Annotated in this window: 20 protein-coding genes; all 20 read left to right on the top strand. The window is 39.0% G+C overall.

What is annotated here, in order from left to right; all coding sequences use genetic code 11:
* The first annotated feature begins 50 nt into the window (after positions 1-50).
* Positions 51-929 carry a CPBP family intramembrane glutamic endopeptidase gene (locus tag HMPREF9171_RS103010; RefSeq protein WP_000420132.1) on the top strand — a complete coding sequence of 293 codons (879 nt, stop codon included), beginning with the start codon at positions 51-53 and terminating at the stop codon, positions 927-929.
* 77 nt (positions 930-1,006) lie between these two features.
* The gene (gene plsX, locus HMPREF9171_RS103015; RefSeq protein WP_000717417.1) at positions 1,007-1,999 is read left to right on the top strand and encodes a phosphate acyltransferase PlsX; all 993 of its coding nucleotides are present in this window, start codon (positions 1,007-1,009) and stop codon (positions 1,997-1,999) included.
* Between the two features lie 10 nt (positions 2,000-2,009).
* A complete protein-coding gene (locus HMPREF9171_RS103020) occupies positions 2,010-2,249 on the top strand; it encodes a phosphopantetheine-binding protein (protein WP_000085641.1) in 240 nt (79 codons plus the stop codon).
* A gap of 122 nt (positions 2,250-2,371) precedes the next feature.
* The gene (gene purC, locus HMPREF9171_RS103025) at positions 2,372-3,076 is read left to right on the top strand and encodes a phosphoribosylaminoimidazolesuccinocarboxamide synthase (RefSeq protein WP_000184495.1); all 705 of its coding nucleotides are present in this window, start codon (positions 2,372-2,374) and stop codon (positions 3,074-3,076) included.
* 122 nt (positions 3,077-3,198) lie between these two features.
* Complete coding sequence (locus HMPREF9171_RS103030; RefSeq protein ID WP_001042259.1) at positions 3,199-6,924, top strand: phosphoribosylformylglycinamidine synthase; 3,726 nt, start codon at positions 3,199-3,201, stop codon at positions 6,922-6,924.
* A 233-nt stretch (positions 6,925-7,157) separates the two neighbouring features.
* Complete coding sequence (purF, locus tag HMPREF9171_RS103035) at positions 7,158-8,612, top strand: amidophosphoribosyltransferase (RefSeq protein ID WP_000220676.1); 1,455 nt, start codon at positions 7,158-7,160, stop codon at positions 8,610-8,612.
* A 27-nt stretch (positions 8,613-8,639) separates the two neighbouring features.
* Positions 8,640-9,665 carry a phosphoribosylformylglycinamidine cyclo-ligase gene (purM, locus tag HMPREF9171_RS103040; protein WP_001293628.1) on the top strand — a complete coding sequence of 342 codons (1,026 nt, stop codon included), beginning with the start codon at positions 8,640-8,642 and terminating at the stop codon, positions 9,663-9,665.
* Between the two features lie 262 nt (positions 9,666-9,927).
* Entirely contained in the window at positions 9,928-10,479 is a 552-nt protein-coding gene (gene purN / locus HMPREF9171_RS103045; protein ID WP_000717515.1) for a phosphoribosylglycinamide formyltransferase, read from the top strand.
* A gap of 22 nt (positions 10,480-10,501) precedes the next feature.
* A complete protein-coding gene (locus HMPREF9171_RS103050; protein WP_000780014.1) occupies positions 10,502-11,254 on the top strand; it encodes a GNAT family N-acetyltransferase in 753 nt (250 codons plus the stop codon).
* Positions 11,255-11,273: 19 nt separating this feature from the next.
* Entirely contained in the window at positions 11,274-12,821 is a 1,548-nt protein-coding gene (purH, locus tag HMPREF9171_RS103055; protein WP_000166562.1) for a bifunctional phosphoribosylaminoimidazolecarboxamide formyltransferase/IMP cyclohydrolase, read from the top strand.
* Positions 12,822-13,013: 192 nt separating this feature from the next.
* Positions 13,014-13,913: a lytic exoenzyme target recognition domain-containing protein gene (locus HMPREF9171_RS103060; protein ID WP_001045909.1), complete on the top strand. Its 900-nt coding sequence runs from the start codon at positions 13,014-13,016 to the stop codon at positions 13,911-13,913.
* Positions 13,914-14,059: 146 nt separating this feature from the next.
* The gene (sip, locus tag HMPREF9171_RS103065; protein ID WP_000783412.1) at positions 14,060-15,364 is read left to right on the top strand and encodes a surface immunogenic protein Sip; all 1,305 of its coding nucleotides are present in this window, start codon (positions 14,060-14,062) and stop codon (positions 15,362-15,364) included.
* Positions 15,365-15,610: 246 nt separating this feature from the next.
* Positions 15,611-16,309, top strand: coding sequence for an N-acetylmannosamine-6-phosphate 2-epimerase (locus HMPREF9171_RS103070; protein ID WP_001120322.1), 699 nt, complete (start codon positions 15,611-15,613; stop codon positions 16,307-16,309).
* A gap of 46 nt (positions 16,310-16,355) precedes the next feature.
* The gene (locus tag HMPREF9171_RS103075; protein ID WP_000023468.1) at positions 16,356-17,672 is read left to right on the top strand and encodes an ABC transporter substrate-binding protein; all 1,317 of its coding nucleotides are present in this window, start codon (positions 16,356-16,358) and stop codon (positions 17,670-17,672) included.
* Between the two features lie 87 nt (positions 17,673-17,759).
* Positions 17,760-18,647 (top strand): carbohydrate ABC transporter permease, encoded by an 888-nt coding sequence (locus tag HMPREF9171_RS103080; protein WP_001260031.1) that lies wholly within the window; start codon positions 17,760-17,762, stop codon positions 18,645-18,647.
* 9 nt (positions 18,648-18,656) lie between these two features.
* Entirely contained in the window at positions 18,657-19,487 is an 831-nt protein-coding gene (locus tag HMPREF9171_RS103085) for a carbohydrate ABC transporter permease (RefSeq protein WP_000730579.1), read from the top strand.
* A 12-nt stretch (positions 19,488-19,499) separates the two neighbouring features.
* Positions 19,500-19,943: a NanQ anomerase/TabA/YiaL family protein gene (locus tag HMPREF9171_RS103090; RefSeq protein WP_000638657.1), complete on the top strand. Its 444-nt coding sequence runs from the start codon at positions 19,500-19,502 to the stop codon at positions 19,941-19,943.
* A gap of 19 nt (positions 19,944-19,962) precedes the next feature.
* Positions 19,963-20,625: a YesL family protein gene (locus tag HMPREF9171_RS103095; RefSeq protein ID WP_000710132.1), complete on the top strand. Its 663-nt coding sequence runs from the start codon at positions 19,963-19,965 to the stop codon at positions 20,623-20,625.
* Complete coding sequence (locus HMPREF9171_RS103100; RefSeq protein WP_000654092.1) at positions 20,622-21,539, top strand: dihydrodipicolinate synthase family protein; 918 nt, start codon at positions 20,622-20,624, stop codon at positions 21,537-21,539. Before HMPREF9171_RS103095 ends, HMPREF9171_RS103100 begins: the two co-directional genes overlap by 4 nt.
* 16 nt (positions 21,540-21,555) lie before the next feature.
* Positions 21,556-21,781, top strand: a 226-nt coding sequence (locus HMPREF9171_RS103105) for an ROK family protein (RefSeq protein ID WP_000198862.1), incomplete at its 3' end; no start/stop codon positions are given.

The following is a 21,781-nucleotide window of genomic DNA, read 5'->3' as shown; positions in this document are numbered from 1 at the left end:
GACATGACATTAGTGTCATGTTCTTTTTTTTAATATTAGGATAAACTAATATGGAATTAATTTTTAGGATATTTGAGATGAAAAAAACATTATACATTACCAATAAACTCTTTTTTGCTAACTGGTTTGTGCCAGTTATTGGTGCAGTTCTAATTCAAGTTATCGGCATCATTGTAAGTAGACGCCTTGTAGTAAAATTGCTACCTGATGATTATAAATTCAATTTATACATTGCGCTTTTACTATTTGTTCCTATTTTGGCAAGTATTTTACTATTTTTAATCTATTTCCAAAAAAGGGATTTTACTTCCTTGGGATTTACTAAAGATAATAATGTTTTAACAACGATCTCAGGATTTATTACTGGTAGTTTACTGATGTTTTTTATTTATATTTGCCACTGGTTATCAGGTTTTGTGGAAATTTCTTCCAGCAATTCCTTTTCTTTTGGACCTTTTTTCTTTTTATTTCTTGCATACTTTATCCAAAGCTTGACAGAGGAAATTTTATTTAGAGGATATGTTATGACAACAGTTACCAAATTTAAAGGTAGTTTTGCAGGTGTTTTATGCAATTCTATGTTGTTTTCCTTTATCCACTTTAGAAACTATGGTATCACAGCAATAGCACTTTTTAATTTATTTTTACTTGGTATTATTTTTTCTATTCTTTTTAATATGACCAAAAATATTCTTTTTGTTACAGGAGTTCATACTACATGGAATTTTACTATGGGATGTGTATTAGGTAATAAGGTTAGTGGGGGGTATTCTCCTGTTTCTCTTTTTAGAATTACTGAAAATTCTAGCTTTGCTCTTTGGAGTGGTGGGGATTTTGGTTTTGAAGGGGGAGTACTATGTTCTTTGATATTAGTAGGTTGTTTAGCATACTTTTCTTTGGAAAGAGTGAGAGTATCTGTTAGATATTAGCTATTATTGCCTTCTTGTGAAAAAAATAAAGAAACGTGCTATAATATAGCCACTAAGTTTTTATGAGGAGTTCATTCATGAAGAAAATTGCTGTAGATGCTATGGGTGGAGATTACGCTCCCAAAGCTATTGTAGAGGGTGTTAATCAAGCTATTTCAGATTTTAGTGATATTGAAGTACAACTCTATGGCGATCAGAAAAAAATTGAGAAATATTTAACAGTAACGGAGCGAGTTAGTATTATTCATACTGAAGAAAAAATTAATTCTGATGATGAGCCTGCTAAAGCTGTTCGTCGTAAAAAACAGTCTTCGATGGTCTTAGGAGCTAAGGCAGTCAAAGATGGTGTTGCACAGGCCTTTATTTCTGCAGGGAATACAGGAGCTTTATTAGCTGCTGGTTTGTTTGTAGTAGGACGTATAAAAGGTGTTGATCGACCAGGCTTAATGTCAACTATGCCTACGTTAGATGGTGTGGGTTTTGATATGCTTGATTTAGGAGCTAATGCAGAAAACACAGCTTCTCATCTTCATCAATATGCTATTTTAGGTTCGTTTTATGCAAAAAATGTCCGTGGTATTGAAGTTCCTCGTGTAGGTCTCTTAAATAACGGAACGGAAGAAACAAAAGGCGATTCTCTTCATAAAGAAGCTTATAAACTGTTAGCAGCAGAGCCTTCTATTAATTTTATTGGAAATATTGAAGCACGTGATTTGATGTCTAGTGTAGCAGATGTTGCTGTCACTGATGGTTTTACTGGAAATGCTGTTCTAAAGACAATGGAAGGTACAGCTATGAGTATTATGGGAAGCCTAAAATCTTCAATTAAATCAGGTGGCGTGAAAGCTAAATTAGGAGCACTTCTATTAAAAGATAGCCTATATCAGCTAAAAGATAGTATGGACTATTCAAGCGCGGGTGGTGCGGTTCTTTTTGGTTTAAAAGCTCCAATAGTAAAATGCCATGGATCAAGTGATTCTAAAGCTGTTTATTCTACTTTGAAGCAAGTTCGTACAATGTTGGAAACTCAAGTAGTGGATCAATTAGTGGATGCCTTTACAGATGAATAGGAGTGAACTCATGTCAAGAGATGAAGTTTTTGAAAAGATGCTGGAATTATTAAGGCAGCAACTTGGTGACCCACAGTTAGATATCACACCAGAGTCATCGTTACATGATGATTTAGCAATTGACTCTATCGCTTTAACAGAGTTTATTATCAATTTGGAAGATGTGTTTCATCTAGAGATTCCAGATGAGGCTGTCGAACACATGTCAAGCGTCCAACAACTATTAGATTATATCATTGAACATAAGTAATAATAAAAAGGAAGAAAATACGAACGTTTCTTCTTTTTTTGATTTTAAATAAAGTTTTTGTTGTATTAGATAATGTTGTGTGTTAGAATAACTCTTAAAATAAGAGAAAGGCGAATAATCAAGTGACTAACCAGCTTATTTATACAGGAAAAGCGAAAGATATTTATAGTACAAAAGATGAAAATGTGATTAGAACGGTCTATAAAGACCAAGCTACTATGTTGAATGGAGCTCGTAAGGAGACTATTGATGGCAAGGGAGCACTAAATAATCAGATTTCATCTCTTATTTTTGAGAAATTAAATATGGCTGGTGTGGTGACACATTATATTGAGCAAATTTCAAAAAACGAACAATTGAATAAAAAAGTTGATATTATTCCACTTGAGGTGGTGTTACGGAATGTGACAGCAGGCTCATTCTCAAAACGTTTTGGAGTGGAAGAAGGACTCGTTCTTGAAACTCCAATCGTGGAATTTTACTACAAAAATGATGATCTGAATGATCCTTTTATCAATGATGAGCATGTGAAGTTTTTGGGTATTGTTAATGATGAGGAGATTGCTTATCTGAAAGGAGAGACTCGCCGTATTAATGAACTCTTGAAAGATTGGTTTGCTCAGATTGGGCTTAACTTGATTGACTTCAAGTTGGAGTTCGGATTTGACAAGGATGGCAAAATCATCTTGGCTGATGAGTTCTCACCTGACAACTGCCGTCTCTGGGATGCTGATGGTAATCATATGGACAAGGATGTTTTTCGTAGAGATCTTGGTAGCTTGACCGATGTCTATCAAGTTGTACTTGAGAAGTTGATAGCATTGTAATTAGAAGAGGAAGGAATTGAATCGGTTCGGGAAACTCAGAAAAAAGGTTGGGCTTACTGAAATCTCAATTTCAGACATCCTCCTATTTTCCAGTCGCTCCCTTGTCGGACTTGGTATCTTATATGAATAAACGTATTTTTGTTGAGAAAAAGGCTGACTTTGGCATTAAATCGGCTAGTCTTGTGAAAGAGTTGACGCATAATCTACAACTGACTTCTTTGAAGGATTTGCGTATTGTGCAGGTCTATGATGTCTTCAATTTGGCTGAGGATTTGCTGGCGCGTGCTGAGAAGCATATTTTCTCTGAGCAGGTGACAGACTGTCTTTTGACGGAAACTGAAATCGCTGCGGAGCTTGATAAGGTTGCCTTCTTTGCGATTGAGGCGCTTCCTGGTCAATTTGACCAACGTGCTGCTAGTTCGCAAGAAGCTTTGCTATTGCTTGGAAGTGACAGTCAGGTTAAGGTCAATACAGCCCAGCTTTACTTGGTCAATAAGGATATTGCAGAAGCAGAGCTTGAAGCCGTTAAGAACTATCTTTTGAATCCTGTTGATTCACGTTTCAAGGACATTACCTTGCCGCTTGAAGAGCAGGCTTTCTCTGTGTCTGATAAGACAATCCCTAGTCTTGATTTCTTTGAAACTTATAAGGCTGACGATTTTGCGGCCTATAAGGCAGAGCAGGGCTTGGCTATGGAGGTCGATGATCTTCTCTTCATCCAAGATTATTTCAAATCAATCGGGCGTGTGCCAACTGAGACTGAGTTGAAAGTTTTGGATACTTACTGGTCAGACCACTGCCGTCACACAACCTTTGAAACTGAGTTGAAAAACATCGACTTTTCAGCTTCTAAATTCCAAAAACAATTGCAGGCGACTTATGACAAATATATCGCCATGCGTGATGAACTTGGTCGTTCTGAAAAGCCGCAGACACTTATGGATATGGCGACTATCTTTGGTCGTTATGAACGTGCCAATGGACGACTGGATGATATGGAAGTCTCAGATGAAATCAATGCCTGCTCAGTTGAAATTGAAGTAGATGTTGATGGTGTGAAAGAGCCTTGGCTCCTCATGTTTAAGAATGAGACTCACAATCACCCAACAGAAATTGAGCCATTCGGTGGAGCGGCGACTTGTATCGGTGGTGCCATTCGTGACCCATTGTCAGGACGTTCATACGTTTATCAGGCTATGCGTATTTCAGGCGCAGGTGATATTACGACTCCGATTGCGGAAACACGTGCTGGTAAATTGCCGCAACAGGTTATTTCTAAGACTGCGGCGCACGGCTATTCTTCATATGGTAACCAAATTGGGCTTGCGACAACTTATGTGCGTGAGTACTTTCACCCTGGCTTTGTAGCCAAACGCATGGAGCTTGGAGCTGTGGTTGGTGCTGCACCTAAGGAAAATGTGGTTCGTGAAAAACCAGAAGCAGGCGATGTGGTCATCTTGCTCGGTGGTAAAACAGGTCGTGACGGTGTCGGCGGTGCGACAGGTTCATCTAAGGTTCAAACGGTTGAATCTGTGGAAACAGCTGGCGCAGAGGTACAAAAAGGGAATGCCATCGAAGAACGTAAGATTCAACGCCTTTTCCGTGATGGTAATGTCACTCGCCTAATCAAGAAATCAAATGACTTCGGTGCAGGTGGTGTCTGTGTTGCCATCGGTGAATTAGCTGATGGTCTTGAAATCGATTTGGACAAGGTGCCACTTAAATACCAAGGTCTTAATGGTACTGAAATTGCAATCTCAGAATCACAAGAGCGTATGTCAGTCGTTGTTCGTCCTAGTGATGTGGATGCCTTCATCGCAGCCTGCAACAAGGAAAATATCGATGCCGTTGTGGTTGCGACTGTTACTGCAAAACCAAACCTTGTCATGACTTGGAATGATGAAACAATTGTTGATTTGGAACGCCGTTTCCTTGATACCAACGGTGTCCGTGTCGTTGTTGATGCTAAAGTCGTTGACAAGGACTTGACAGTTCCAGAAGCGCGCACAACATCAGCAGAGACACTTGAAGCAGATACGCTTAAGGTCTTGTCTGACCTCAATCACGCTAGTCAAAAAGGTCTTCAAACTATCTTTGACTCATCTGTTGGTCGTTCAACCGTTAACCACCCAATCGGTGGTCGTTACCAAATCACACCGACAGAAAGTTCTGTTCAAAAATTGCCAGTTCAATATGGTGTGACAACAACAGCATCTGTTATGGCTCAAGGTTACAATCCTTATATTGCAGAGTGGTCACCTTATCACGGTGCTGCCTATGCTGTTATTGAAGCGACAGCTCGCTTGGTAGCAACGGGTGCTGACTGGTCTCGTGCACGCTTCTCTTACCAAGAGTATTTCAAGCGTATGGATAAACAGGCAGAGCGTTTTGGTCAGCCAGTATCAGCTCTTCTTGGTTCTATTGAGGCTCAGATTCAACTTGGCTTGCCATCAATCGGTGGTAAGGACTCTATGTCTGGTACTTTCGAAGAATTGACAGTGCCACCAACCTTGGTAGCTTTTGGTGTGACAACAGCGGACAGCCGCAAGGTTCTCTCTCCTGAGTTTAAAGCGGCTGGTGAGAATATCTACTACATTCCAGGTCAAGCTATTTCAGAAGATATTGATTTTGACCTTATCAAGGCTAACTTTAGCCAGTTTGAGGCTATTCAAGCTCAACATAAGATTACCGCTGCTTCAGCCGTTAAATACGGTGGTGCCCTAGAGAGTCTTGCTCTCATGACTTTTGGTAACCGTATAGGTGCTTCTGTTGAAATTGCAGAGCTTGACAGCAGCTTGACAGCTCAACTCGGAGGCTTTGTCTTTACATCAGCTGAGGAAATCGCTGGCGCTGTGAAAATCGGTCAAACTCAGGCAGACTTTACAGTCACTGTCAATGGAAATGACCTTGCTGGCGCTAGCCTTCTAGCAGCCTTCGAAGGTAAATTGGAAGAGGTTTATCCAACAGAGTTTGAACAGGCAGACGCTCTTGAAGAAGTTCCTGCTGTGGTATCAGATACTGTTATCAAGGCTAAGGAAACAATTGAAAAACCAGTGGTTTACATTCCAGTCTTCCCTGGTACCAACTCAGAATATGATTCAGCTAAGGCCTTTGAACAGGTTGGAGCTAGTGTCAACTTGGTAGCATTTGTAACCTTGAATGAGGCTGCTATTGCTGACTCAGTTGACACAATGGTCGCTAATATTGCTAAGGCAAATATCATCTTCTTTGCTGGAGGATTCTCAGCAGCGGATGAACCAGATGGGTCTGCTAAGTTTATCGTCAATATCTTGCTTAACGAGAAGGTTCGCGCAGCTATTGACAGCTTCATCGAAAAAGGTGGCCTTATCATCGGTATCTGTAATGGTTTTCAAGCCCTTGTTAAGTCAGGTCTTCTTCCATACGGAAACTTCGAGGAAGCTGGTGAGACAAGTCCAACCCTCTTCTATAACGATGCTAACCAGCACGTTGCAAAGATGGTTGAGACTCGTATCGCAAATACCAACTCACCTTGGTTGGCAGGAGTTGAGGTCGGCGATATTCATGCCATTCCAGTTTCACACGGTGAAGGTAAATTTGTTGTCAGCGCTTCTGAATTTGCAGAGCTAAGAGACAATGGTCAAATCTGGAGCCAATATGTGGACTTTGACGGACAACCATCTATGGATTCTAAATACAATCCAAACGGCTCTGTCAATGCCATCGAAGGAATTACCAGCAAGAATGGTCAAATCATCGGTAAGATGGGACACTCAGAACGCTGGGAAGACGGACTCTTCCAAAATATTCCTGGTAACAAAGACCAAGCCTTGTTTGCTAGTGCAGTAAAATATTTTACAGGAAAATAATTTTTTCAAATTTTTTCATAAAACAGATAAGGAAACAAGAGCGAAGCGAGCTTAACTGTATCTTTCTGTCGTAGTGGTATTTGGGAGCCGTTGAGGCTAAGACTCAATGATTAGCTTGAAAATAGCTTGATAGATTTTCTATTTTGATGTTGGCATTGGTGACGATAGATCCAAAATTGAGAAAATCATCAAAGCTACTTAAGAAGAGATACAAAAAGAATTAGGAAAAAAGAATGACATACGAAGTAAAATCTCTAAATGAAGAATGTGGAGTCTTTGGTATCTGGGGGCATCCTCAGGCAGCTCAAGTCACTTACTTTGGGCTTCATAGCCTTCAACATCGCGGTCAAGAAGGTGCTGGTATTGTTTCGAATGATAATGGGAAACTCTATGGTTATCGAAATGTTGGGCTCCTTTCTGAAGTTTTTAAGAATCAATCTGAATTAGATAATTTAACTGGGAATGCGGCTATTGGACATGTTCGGTATGCTACTGCAGGTTCTGCAGATATTCGCAATATTCAGCCTTTTCTTTATAAATTTCATGACGGGCAATTTGCTTTATGCCATAATGGTAATTTGACAAATGCTATTTCTTTAAGGAAAGAATTAGAAAAGCAAGGTGCAATTTTCAATGCCTCCTCAGATACTGAAATTTTGATGCACTTGATTCGTCGAAGCCATAACCCAAGTTTTATGGGGAAGGTAAAAGAAGCTTTAAGCACTGTAAAGGGAGGCTTCGCCTATCTACTGATGACAGAAGATAAATTAATTGCTGCTCTTGACCCTAATGCCTTTCGTCCTTTGTCAATTGGACAAATGCAAAATGGTGCTTGGGTTATTTCCAGTGAGACCTGTGCTTTTGAGGTGGTAGGCGCAAAATGGGTTAGAGATGTTGAACCTGGCGAAGTTATCCTTATAGACGATAGTGGTATTCAATGTGATCGTTATACTGATGAAACGCAACTGGCAATTTGTTCGATGGAATATGTCTATTTTGCAAGGCCGGATTCAACTATACATGGTGTTAATGTTCATACGGCTCGAAAAAATATGGGAAAGCGTCTTGCACAAGAATTTAAACAGGATGCTGATATTGTAATTGGTGTCCCAAATTCGTCCTTATCGGCTGCTATGGGCTTTGCTGAAGAATCCGGATTACCAAATGAGATGGGTCTTGTAAAAAATCAGTATACGCAGCGAACCTTTATTCAACCGACGCAAGAATTAAGGGAACAAGGTGTTCGAATGAAACTATCAGCGGTATCTGGTGTTGTCAAAGGAAAGCGCGTTGTTATGATTGATGACTCAATTGTAAGAGGAACGACTTCTAGAAGGATTGTCGGATTATTAAGAGAAGCAGGAGCTAGTGAAGTACATGTTGCTATAGCTAGTCCAGAATTAAAGTATCCTTGTTTTTATGGTATTGATATTCAAACAAGACGAGAATTAATTTCAGCAAATCACGCTGCTGACGAAGTGTGTGATATTATTGGCGCAGATAGTCTGACCTATCTCTCACTAGATGGGTTGATTGAATCAATTGGACTCGAAACAAAAGCACCAAATGGTGGTTTATGCGTAGCTTACTTTGATGGACATTATCCAACACCGCTTTATGATTATGAAGAAGAATACCTCAGAAGTCTAGAAGAAAAAACAAGTTTTTATATTCAAAAAGTGAAATAAGCTCTGCTAATTATATAAGGAGAAAAAATGTCTGAAAATAAAAATGCTTATGCCCAGTCTGGTGTTGACGTTGAAGCGGGCTACGAAGTTGTCGAACGGATCAAGAAACACGTGGCGCGGACTCAGCGTGCAGGTGTCATGGGAGCTCTCGGTGGCTTTGGTGGGATGTTTGACCTGTCACAAACAGGTGTTAAAGAACCTGTCTTGATTTCAGGGACTGACGGTGTCGGAACAAAACTCATGCTTGCGATCAAGTACGACAAGCACGACACAATCGGTCAAGACTGTGTTGCCATGTGTGTCAACGATATTATTGCAGCAGGTGCTGAGCCCCTTTACTTCCTTGATTATGTAGCGACTGGAAAAAATGAACCTGCCAAATTGGAGCAGGTTGTCGCTGGTGTGGCTGAAGGTTGTGTTCAAGCTGGCGCAGCTCTTGTCGGTGGTGAAACAGCTGAGATGCCTGGTATGTATGGTCAAGATGACTATGACCTTGCCGGCTTTGCGGTTGGTGTGGCTGAAAAATCTCAAATTATCGACGGTTCAAAAGTAAAAGAGGGTGATATCCTTCTTGGACTTGCTTCAAGTGGTATCCACTCAAATGGTTACTCATTGGTGCGTCGTGTCTTTGCTGACTACACTGGTGATGAGGTGCTTCCAGAGCTTGAAGGCAAACAACTCAAGGATGTCCTTCTTGAACCAACTCGTATCTATGTTAAAGCAGCTCTGCCATTGATCAAGGAAGAACTAGTCAACGGTATCGCCCACATTACGGGTGGTGGTTTTATCGAGAATGTCCCTCGTATGTTTGCGGATGATTTGGCTGCGGAAATTGATGAGGACAAGGTGCCAGTACTTCCGATTTTCAAGGCGCTTGAAAAATATGGTGACATCAAGCACGAAGAAATGTTTGAAATCTTCAATATGGGTGTCGGTCTTATGCTGGCTGTCAGTCCTGAAAATGTTGACCGTGTTAAAGAACTCCTGGACGAACCAGTTTATGAAATCGGCCGTATTATCAAGAAGGTTGACGCTAGTGTGGTGATCAAATAATATAGTCGTGCCTTTGTCTTTTATAACGGCGTTAAGTCGCCTTGTCGTACTTCAGTACTGTCTGCAGCTCCTTGCCTAGTTCTAAAAGCAAATGCCCAGACTATATCCTAAAAGAAAGGAAGTTTAGTTTGGAATCCGAACTGAACACGGGACTCATTTTTTAGAAAAAAAGATAAAGCGAGTTAGACGTAAGCGTCGTCGTTCGTTTTCCTATTTTTCTAAAAAAATATTCGGTAAACCGAAACGTCCCTCTGTATCGAATATGAAAAAAATCGCTGTTTTTGCTTCTGGTAATGGTTCCAACTTTCAGGTCATAGCAGAGCAGTTTCCAGTTATTTTCGTCTTTTCAGATCATCGTGATGCCTATGTTTTAGAGCGTGCTCAGAACTTAGCCATTCCAAGCTTCGCTTTTGAACTCAAGGAGTTTGAGAACAAGGCGGCTTACGAGCAAGCCATCGTTGATTTGTTGGACAAACACGAGATTGACTTAGTCTGTCTGGCGGGCTATATGAAGATTGTTGGAGAAACCTTGCTCTCAGCCTATGAAGGGCGTATCATCAATATTCACCCAGCCTACCTGCCTGAATTTCCAGGTGCCCACGGTATCGAGGATGCTTGGGAAGCTGGTGTTGACCAGTCTGGCGTGACCATCCACTGGGTTGATTCTGGTGTGGATACCGGTCAGGTCATCCAACAAGTGCGCGTGCCACGCCTAGCAGACGATAGCCTAGAAAGCTTTGAAACCCGTATCCACGAAACTGAATATCAACTCTATCCAGCTGTTTTAGATAGTTTGGGTATAAAGAGAAAATAGTAAAATTTGTTATAATAAGCTAATGAAACTAGTGAAAAATTTAGAGATAATAGAATCTATTTTTGGTGATTGGGACGAGACCATAATCTGGTCGTGTGTCCAAGGTATTATGGGAGAAGTTTTTGTAGATAGTTTAGACAAACCAAAATCTTCTTTGGCAAAATTGGGAAGGAAATCATCTTTTGGTTTTCTAGCAGGTCAGCCTACTTTATTTCTACTAGAAGTTTGCTCTGGGGAGGATATTATTCTTGTTCCTCAGCATAAAGGATGGTCCGATTTGATTGAATCAACTTATGGTCAGAATGCTCATTCTTTTAAGCGTTATGCGACGAAAAAAGATACTTTGTTTGAGCGAAGTAGGTTAGAGAAGTTTGTTACTCAGTTGCCAAATGATTTTGAATTACGTGTTATTGATGAGAAAGTTTACAACTCTTGTTTAGAAAAGGAATGGTCACAGGATTTAGTAGCAAATTACGCTACTTATCAGTACTATAAAAAACAAGGTATAGGTTATGTTGTATATTATCAGGGGAATATCATTGCAGGAGCTTCATCTTATTCAACCTATAAAAATGGGATTGAGATAGAAGTAGATACGCATCCAGATTTTCGTCGGCGTGGTTTAGCAAAAATAGTTGCAGCTCAGTTGATACTAACTTGTTTAGACAAGGGAATTTATCCTAGCTGGGATGCTCATACAAGGACTTCATTAAATTTAGCTGAAAAACTCGGTTATGAATTTTCTCATGAATACATAGCCTATGAAATAGATTGAAGTAAGAAAAGGAGAACTCATGACTAAACGTGCTTTAATCTCAGTTTCTGATAAGTCAGGAATTGTTGACTTTGCAAAAGAATTAAAAAACTTGGGTTGGGATATTATCTCAACTGGTGGGACTAAGGTTTCCCTAGATGATGCTGGTGTTGAGACCATTGCCATCGACGATGTGACTGGATTCCCAGAAATGATGGACGGTCGTGTTAAGACCCTCCACCCAAACATTCACGGTGGGCTTCTGGCTCGTCGCGACGCTGACAGCCACCTTCAGGCTGCTAAGGACAATAATATCGAGCTGATTGACCTCGTGGTTGTCAACCTCTATCCCTTCAAGGAGACCATCCTTCGCCCAGACGTGACCTACGATTTGGCGGTGGAAAATATCGACATCGGCGGTCCATCAATGCTTCGCTCAGCTGCTAAAAACCACGCTAGCGTAACCGTTGTGGTTGATCCAGCTGACTATGCCACTGTTTTGGGAGAATTGGCTGACGCTAGTCAGACGACATTTAAAACTCGTCAACGCTTGGCAGCTAAGGCCTTCCGTCATACGGCAGCCTACGACGCTTTGATTGCTGAGTACTTCACAGCTCAAGTGGGAGAGGCTAAGCCTGAAAAATTGACCATCACTTATGACCTTAAACAGGCTATGCGTTACGGAGAAAATCCACAGCAAGACGCTGATTTCTACCAAAAAGCCTTGCCAACAGACTACTCAATCGCTTCAGCTAAACAGCTCAACGGAAAAGAATTGTCCTTCAATAATATCCGTGATGCCGATGCAGCGATCCGTATTATTCGCGATTTCAAAGACCGTCCAACGGTTGTTGCCCTCAAGCATATGAACCCATGTGGTATCGGACAGGCTGATGACATTGAGACTGCTTGGGATTATGCTTATGAAGCTGACCCAGTTTCAATCTTCGGTGGAATTGTTGTCCTTAACCGTGAAGTTGACGCAGCGACAGCTGAGAAGATGCACCCTATCTTCTTGGAAATCATCATCGCACCATCATACTCAGAAGAAGCGCTAGCTATTCTCACAAATAAAAAGAAAAACTTGCGTATCCTTGAGTTGCCTTTCGATGCTCAAGCTGCTAGCGAAGTGGAAGCTGAGTACACTGGCGTAGTTGGTGGACTTTTGGTGCAAAACCAAGACGTTGTGGCTGAAAATCCAGCTGACTGGCAAGTGGTGACAGACCGCCAACCAACAGAACAAGAAGCAACTGCCCTTGAGTTTGCTTGGAAGGCTATCAAGTATGTCAAGTCTAACGGGATCTTGGTTGCCAACGACCACATGACTTTGGGAGTTGGACCAGGTCAAACTAACCGTGTGGCGTCTGTTAAGATTGCTATCGAGCAGGCTAAGGACCATCTTGACGGTGCCGTTCTAGCATCAGATGCCTTCTTCCCATTTGCGGACAACATTGAAGAAATCGCTGCCGCAGGGATCAAAGCAATCATCCAACCAGGTGGTTCAGTTCGTGACCAAGAATCTATTGACGCCGCAAACAAACATGGCTTGACCATGATCTTCACAGGCGTGAGACATTTTAGACATTAAAAAATAGTAGTTTAGGTTTTCTTAAGTTAACTCAGGTATACTACGTATATCCTAAAAACTTTTCTTTTTATTAAACCTCCTAAGTACTCATCAAGGTGAGTACTTTTTTTGATATTTTGATTTAAATTTTCGAATAAGTTAATTGCAAGTGTTTGAGCACTTCATTATATTAATTCTATTTGGAGGTTTTTCTTGAATAAATGGTTAGTTAAGGCAAGTTCCTTAGTTGTTTTAGGTGGTATGGTTTTATCTGCGGGTTCCCGAGTTTTAGCGGATACTTATGTCCGTCCAATTGATAATGGTAGAATTACAACAGGTTTCAATGGTTATCCTGGACATTGTGGGGTGGATTATGCTGTTCCGACTGGAACGATTATTAGGGCAGTGGCAGATGGTACTGTGAAATTTGCAGGAGCTGGAGCCAACTTTTCTTGGATGACAGACTTAGCAGGAAATTGTGTCATGATTCAACATGCGGATGGAATGCATAGTGGTTACGCTCATATGTCACGTGTGGTGGCTAGGACTGGGGAAAAAGTCAAACAAGGAGATATCATCGGTTACGTAGGAGCAACTGGTATGGCGACGGGACCTCACCTTCATTTTGAATTTTTACCAGCTAACCCTAATTTTCAAAATGGTTTCCATGGACGTATCAATCCAACGTCACTAATTGCTAATGTTGCGACCTTTAGTGGAAAAACGCAAGCATCAGCTCCAAGCATTAAGCCATTACAATCAACTCCTGTACAGAATCAATCTAGTCGATTAAAAGTGTATCGAGTAGATGAATTACAAAAGGTTAATGGTGTTTGGTTAGTCAAAAATAACACCCTAACGCCGACTGGGTTTGATTGGAACGATAATGGTATACCAGCATCAGAAATTGATGAGGTTGATGCTAATGGTAATTTGACAGCTGACCAGGTTCTTCAAAAAGGTGGTTACTTTATCTTTAATCCTAAAACTCTTAAGACTGTAGAAAAACCCATCCAAGGAACAGCTGGTTTAACTTGGGCTAAGACACGCTTTGCTAATGGTAGTTCAGTTTGGCTTCGCGTTGACAACAGTCAAGAACTGCTTTACAAATAGTTTGAGGTATTGATTCATTGTTTTAAATGACAGTTTTGTTACTAACTAAGTACAATTTCTTTAAACCGTCTGAAAATAATTTTATAGTCCAGTAAAGTGTGATATTATAGTCTCGGACTAATAAAAAGGAAATAGGAATTGAAGCAATGAAAATGAATAAAAAGGTACTATTGACATCGACAATGGCAGCTTCGCTATTATCAGTCGCAAGTGTTCAAGCACAAGAAACAGATACGACGTGGACAGCACGTACTGTTTCAGAGGTAAAGGCTGATTTGGTAAAGCAAGACAATAAATCATCATATACTGTGAAATATGGTGATACACTAAGCGTTATTTCAGAAGCAATGTCAATTGATATGAATGTCTTAGCAAAAATTAATAACATTGCAGATATCAATCTTATTTATCCTGAGACAACACTGACAGTAACTTACGATCAGAAGAGTCATACTGCCACTTCAATGAAAATAGAAACACCAGCAACAAATGCTGCTGGTCAAACAACAGCTACTGTCGATTTGAAAACCAATCAAGTTTTTGTTGCAGACCAAAAAGTTTCTCTCAATACAATTTCGGAAGGTATGACACCAGAAGCAGCAACAACGATTGTTTCGCCAATGAAGACATATTCTTCTGCGCCAGCTTTGAAATCAAAAGAAGTATTAGCAAAAGAGCAAGCTGTTAGTCAAGTAGCAGCTAATGAACAGGTATCACCAGCTCCTGTGAAGTCGATTACTTCAGAAGTTCCAGCAGCTAAAGAGGAAGTTAAACCAACTCAGACGTCAGTCAGTCAGTCAACAACAGTATCACCAGCTTCTGTTGCCGCTGAAACACCAGCTCCAGTAGCTAAAGTAGCACCGGTAAGAACTGTAGCAGCCCCTAGAGTGGCAAGTGCTAAAGTAGTCACTCCTAAAGTAGAAACTGGTGCATCACCAGAGCATGTATCAGCTCCAGCAGTTCCTGTGACTACGACTTCACCAGCTACAGACAGTAAGTTACAAGCGACTGAAGTTAAGAGCGTTCCGGTGGCACAAAAAGCTCCAACAGCAACACCGGTAGCACAACCAGCTTCAACAACAAATGCAGTAGCTGCACATCCTGAAAATGCAGGGCTCCAACCTCATGTTGCAGCTTATAAAGAAAAAGTAGCGTCAACTTATGGAGTTAATGAATTCAGTACATACCGTGCAGGTGATCCAGGTGATCATGGTAAAGGTTTAGCAGTTGACTTTATTGTAGGTACTAATCAAGCACTTGGCAATAAAGTTGCACAGTACTCTACACAAAATATGGCAGCAAATAACATTTCATATGTTATCTGGCAACAAAAGTTTTACTCAAATACAAATAGTATTTATGGACCTGCTAATACTTGGAATGCAATGCCAGATCGTGGTGGCGTTACTGCCAACCACTATGACCACGTTCACGTATCATTTAACAAATAATATAAAAAAGGAAGCTATTTGGCTTCTTTTTTATATGCCTTGAATAGACTTTCAAGGTTCTTATCTAATTTTTATTAAATTGAGGAGATTAAGCTATAAGTCTGAAACTACTTTCACGTTAACCGTGACTAAATCAAAACGTTAAAACTAAAATCTAAGTCTGTAAAGATTATTGAAAACGCTTTAAAAACAGATATAATAAGGTTTGTAGATATCTAAAATTAAAAAAGATAAGGAAGTGAGAATATGCCACATCTAAGTAAAGACGCTTTTAAAAAGCAAATAAAAAATGGCATTATTGTGTCATGTCAAGCTTTGCCTGGGGAGCCTCTTTATACTGAAAGTGGAGGTGTTATGCCTCTTTTAGCTTTGGCAGCTCAAGAAGCAGGAGCGGTTGGTATAAGAGCCAATAGTGTCCGCGACATTAAGGAAATTCAAGAAGTTACTAATTTACCTATCATCGGCATTATTAAACGTGAATATCCTCCACAAGAACCATTTATCACTGCTACGATGACAGAGGTGGATCAATTAGCTAGTTTAGATATTGCAGTAATAGCCTTAGATTGTACACTTAGAGAGCGTCATGATGGTTTGAGTGTAGCTGAGTTTATTCAAAAGATAAAAAGGAAATATCCTGAACAGTTGTTAATGGCTGATATAAGTACTTTTGAAGAAGGCAAAAATGCTTTTGAAGCAGGAGTTGATTTTGTGGGTACAACTCTATCGGGATACACAGATTACAGCCGCCAAGAAGAAGGACCGGATATAGAACTCCTTAATAAGCTTTGTCAAGCCGGTATAGATGTGATTGCGGAAGGTAAAATTCATACTCCTAAGCAGGCTAATGAAATTAATCATATAGGTGTTGCAGGAATTGTAGTTGGTGGTGCTATCACTAGACCAAAAGAAATAGCGGAGCGTTTCATCTCAGGACTTAGTTAAAAGTGTTACTCAAAAATCAAAATCAAAATAAAAAAGGGGAATAGTTATGAGTATCAAAAAAAGTGTGATTGGTTTTTGCCTCGGAGCTGCAGCATTATCAATGTTTGCTTGTGTAGACAGTAGTCAATCTGTTATGGCTTCCGGGAAGGATAAAGTCGAAATTACGTGGTGGGCTTTTCCAACCTTTACTCAAGAAAAGGCTAAGGATGGAGTAGGTACTTATGAGAAAAAAGTCATCAAGGCTTTTGAAAAGAAAAATCCTAATATAAAAGTAAAACTAGAGACAATTGATTTCACATCTGGACCTGAAAAAATCACTACAGCAATTGAAGCAGGGACAGCACCTGATGTGCTTTTTGATGCACCAGGGCGAATTATTCAATATGGTAAAAATGGTAAATTAGCAGATTTGAATGATTTATTTACAGACCAATTTATTAAGGATGTCAATAATAAGAACATCATTCAAGCTTCTAAGTCTGGCGATAAAGCCTACATGTATCCAATAAGTTCTGCCCCATTTTATATGGCGTTCAATAAAAAAATGCTTAAAGATGCAGGAGTTTTGAAACTTGTAAAAGAAGGTTGGACTACTAGTGATTTTGAAAAAGTACTAAAAGCACTAAAAAATAAAGGCTATACACCAGGTTCATTCTTTGCAAACGGGCAAGGAGGAGATCAAGGACCACGTGCATTTTTTGCTAATCTTTATAGTGCTCCAATAACAGATAAAGAAATAACAAAATATACCACTGACACTAAAAATTCTGTAAAATCAATGAAAAAAATAGTTGAATGGATTAAGAAAGGCTACTTGATGAATGGGTCTCAGTATGATGGCTCAGCTGACATTCAAAACTTTGCCAATGGACAAACTGCTTTCACTATCCTATGGGCTCCAGCTCAACCAAAAACTCAAGCAAAATTATTAGAGTCAAGTAAAGTGGATTACCTTGAAGTGCCATTCCCATCAGAAGATGGAAAACCAGATTTAGAATACCTTGTTAATGGTTTTGCGGTCTTTAATAATAAAGATGAAAACAAAGTAAAAGCCTCTAAGAAATTTATCACTTTTATTGCTGACGATAAAAAATGGGGACCAAAAGATGTTATACGTACAGGTGCTTTCCCAGTTAGAACATCATTTGGGGATCTTTATAAAGGTGATAAACGTATGATGAAGATTTCAAAATGGACTCAATATTATTCACCATATTACAACACTATCGATGGATTTTCTGAAATGAGAACCTTATGGTTCCCAATGGTTCAATCTGTATCCAATGGTGATGAAAAACCAGCAGATGCTTTGAAAGACTTTACTCAAAAAGCAAATGATACCATTAAAAAAGCAGCTAAATAATTAAGGAGACTCCTTTTCTATGGTCAATCACATATTGGGATAGAAGGGGAGTTTTTAGTCAAGTTAAGATGTAAAGGAGAGTACCGTATGCGTACTAATAAGTTAAAGATGAGGGAAACGATGATAGCTTATGCTTTTCTAGCGCCTATTCTCTTATTTTTCTTAATTTTTGTTTTTGCACCGATGGTTATGGGCTTTGTCACTAGTTTTTTTAATTATTCTATGACACAGTTCACTTTTATTGGGCTAGCTAATTACAATCGTATGTTTCATGATTCTATTTTCGTGAAATCCTTGATAAATACAGTAATCATTGTGATTGGCTCTGTGCCAGTAGTGGTTTTCTTCTCACTTTTTGTTGCTGCAAATACTTATGAAAAAAATGTTTTTTCACGCTCTTTCTACCGTTGTGTCTTCTTCTTGCCAGTAGTAACTGGTAGTGTTGCAGTCACAGTTGTTTGGAAATGGATTTATGACCCTATGTCCGGAATTTTAAATTACATTTTGAAATCAGGTCATGTCATTGAACAGAATATTAGCTGGCTTGGTGATAAGCACTGGGCATTACTTGCTATTATTATTATTTTGCTAACGACCTCAGTTGGTCAACCTATTATTCTATATATTGCGGCGATGGGAAATATTGATAATTCTCTTTGCGAAGCTGCGCGTGTTGATGGAGCCAATGAAATGCAAGTTTTTTGGCAAATTAAATGGCCGAGTCTCTTACCAACTACACTCTATATTGCAGTTATAACAACAATTAATTCATTTCAATGTTTTGCCTTAATCCAGCTCCTAACGTCTGGTGGACCAAATTATTCAACAAGCACTTTGATGTATTATCTTTATGAAAAAGCCTTTAAACTATCAGAATATGGCTATGCTAATACTATGGGAGTATTCCTAGCAGTAATGATTGCTTTAATAAGTTTTGCTCAATTTAAGATTTTAGGAAATGATGTGGAATATTAGGAGGAAAACATGAAAAAGAAAACATTCAGTGCTTATAACTTTTTAACGGCTCTTATCCTTTGTCTTTTGACAGTGCTTTTTATCTTTCCATTTTATTGGATTATGACAGGAGCTTTTAAATCTCAACCTGATACTATTATCATCCCCCCACAATGGTGGCTCAAAGCACCGACCTTAGAAAATTTTAAAGCTTTAACTGTACAAAACCCAGCTTTGAGATGGCTTTGGAATAGTGTCTTTATCTCAATTATGACAATGTTCCTAGTTTGCTGTACATCGTCAATGGCAGGCTATGTTTTAGCTAAGAAACGATTTTACGGTCAAAAAATATTGTTCTCCCTTTTTATTGCTGCTATGGCTTTACCTAAACAGGTTGTTTTAGTGCCATTAGTTAGAATTATCAATTTTATGGGGATACATGATACCTTATGGGCGGTTATTTTACCTCTTGTTGGTTGGCCTTTTGGGGTCTTCTTGATGAAACAGTTTTCTGAAAATATTCCAACAGAATTACTGGAATCAGCTAAAATTGATGGTTGTGGAGAGATTCGAACATTTATTAATGTAGCATTTCCAATTGTCAAACCTGGATTTGCTGCCCTAGCTATTTTCACATTTATCAATACTTGGAATGACTATTTTATGCAATTAGTTATGCTAACTTCTAGAAATAATCTGACCATTTCTCTTGGGGTAGCTACTATGCAGGCTGAAATGGCAACAAACTATGGCTTAATTATGGCAGGTGCAGCCTTAGCTGCTGTTCCTATTGTGACAGTATTCTTAGTTTTCCAAAAATCCTTTACTCAGGGGATTACAATGGGAGCTGTTAAAGGATAGGTAGGATTTATTATGATTTACGATCATTTATTGAATTTAACGCATTATAAAGATATTAATCATAATTTAGATTTAGCGATTGATTATCTACTAAGTCATGATTTAAGGAATTTAGATGTAGGCACCTATCATATTAGCCCAGAAGTGATACTCATGGTCCAATCAAATCAACTTGGTGAGTCATTTGATCATATTTTTGAATACCATAAAAAATACCTTGATATACATTATGTCATTGAAGGACATGAAGTTATCAAATTGGGAAAAGGTGATAAGGTAGAGGTAGAGGAATACTTAGGCGATATAGGATTTATCAAGTGCTCAGAAGAGGCTTCTTTTGATTTGAGAGATAATTATATAGCCTTCTTTTTCCCAGAAGAAGCTCATCAGCCAAATGGTATGGGAAGTCTAGGTAATTATGTCAAAAAAGGGGTATTGAAAGTGTTAATGGCGTAAGAAATACAGGGAGTATATTGTGAAAAAAGCAAATCAATTAATAGCAGCGATTTTTGATGTTAACAACCCCTTTATGCAAGGTTGCAATGTTGTTTTTGATCTAGCATTACTAAACCTTCTTTTTATGATAACTTGCCTACCATTGGTAACTATTGGTGCTGCTAAAATTAGTTTGTATCGAACGTTGTGGCAAAAATTAGAAGGCGATCAGACAAATCTTTTAATATTGTATATAAAACACCTAAAAAAAGAGTGGTTCCAAGGTATGCTTTTAGGTTTGGTTGAACTAAGTATTTTGGTTGTGATCATATTTGATTTAACAATTCTTCATTATCAAATAGGTTTCATTGTGTCTTTCTTGAAGATAATTTGTTACGCCTTTTTGTTATTGACTGTGATGACGAGCATATACCTATTTCCTATGGCTGCCCGCTACGAAATGTCTCTTTTAGATACCGTGAAAAAGAGCTTTATAATGGCATGTTTAAACTTGAAATGGACTGGTGTATTGATGTTTTTATTAATCATGACTTGGTTTATTATGGTGCAGTCTAGTCTCTTATTTATGCTTACAGTGTCAGCTATATTTATTTTTGCTTATACCGCCTTTGCTTACTTTAAAATTATTATTTTACAAAAACAATTTGCCTATTTCAGCAAACAACAAGGAGATTATCAATGAAAGATTTACAAAAATATCAAGGAATTATTCCTGCATTTTATGCTTGCTATGATGATAAGGGTGATATTTGTCCCGAACGAGTAAAAGCCCTGACCAATTATTTTATTGATAAAGGTGTTCAAGGACTTTATGTTAATGGTTCATCCGGAGAATGTATTTACCAAAGTGTAGCAGATCGTAAACTTGTACTGGAAAATGTTATGTCCGTTGCTAAGGGTAAACTAACAGTAATAGCGCATGTGGCATGTAATAATACTAAGGATAGCGTAGAGTTGGCTATGCATGCTGAAGCTATAGGTGTTGATGCTATTGCAGCAATTCCACCAATTTATTTTCGATTACCAGAGTATGCCATAGCAGATTATTGGAATACTATTAGTCAAGCAGCACCACAAACTGATTTTATTATTTACAATATTCCTCAATTGGCAGGGGTTGCTTTGACATCGGATTTATATCGAAAAATGTTACAAAATCCGCAAGTAATTGGTGTTAAAAATTCTTCCATGCCAGTTCAAGACATTCAGAATTTTGTGGCTATTGGAGGAGAAAATCATATTGTTTTTAATGGTCCAGATGAACAATTTTTGGGTGGTCGTCTCATGGGAGCCGCTGCAGGTATTGGTGGTACCTATGGCGTAATGCCAGAATTATACTTGACTTTAAATCAGTTAATTGTTGATAAAGATTTAGAAAAAGCGCGTGAACTTCAATTTACAATTAACGATATTATCACAAAGCTTTGTTCGGGTCATGGTAATATGTATGCTGTGATCAAAGCTGTATTGGAAATCAATGAGCAACTAACTATAGGTTCCGTTCGGTTACCTTTAGCATCTGTAACAGAAGAAGATAAACCTATTATTAAAGAGGCAGCAGAAATGATTAGACATGCTAAAAAACAGTTTTGTTAAAGTGAGGTAGATAATTATGACCAGAACAGTAGCAATTGATATTGGCGGTACAATGATTAAGCATGGCATTGTGGATAATTTAGGTTGTATTGTTGAGGCAAGTGAGCTTGCCACAGAAGCCTACAAAGGTGGTCCAGGCATTTTACAAAAAGTTTGTCAAATTATCGATAACTATCTAGCAGAAGGGAGCATTGATGGAATTGCTATCTCATCTGCTGGCATGGTAGATCCAGATGAAGGAG

The sequence above is a fragment of the Streptococcus agalactiae ATCC 13813 genome (assembly GCF_000186445.1).
Lineage (GTDB): Bacteria > Bacillota > Bacilli > Lactobacillales > Streptococcaceae > Streptococcus > Streptococcus agalactiae.
This window is presented reverse-complemented; position numbering and strand designations above follow the sequence as displayed.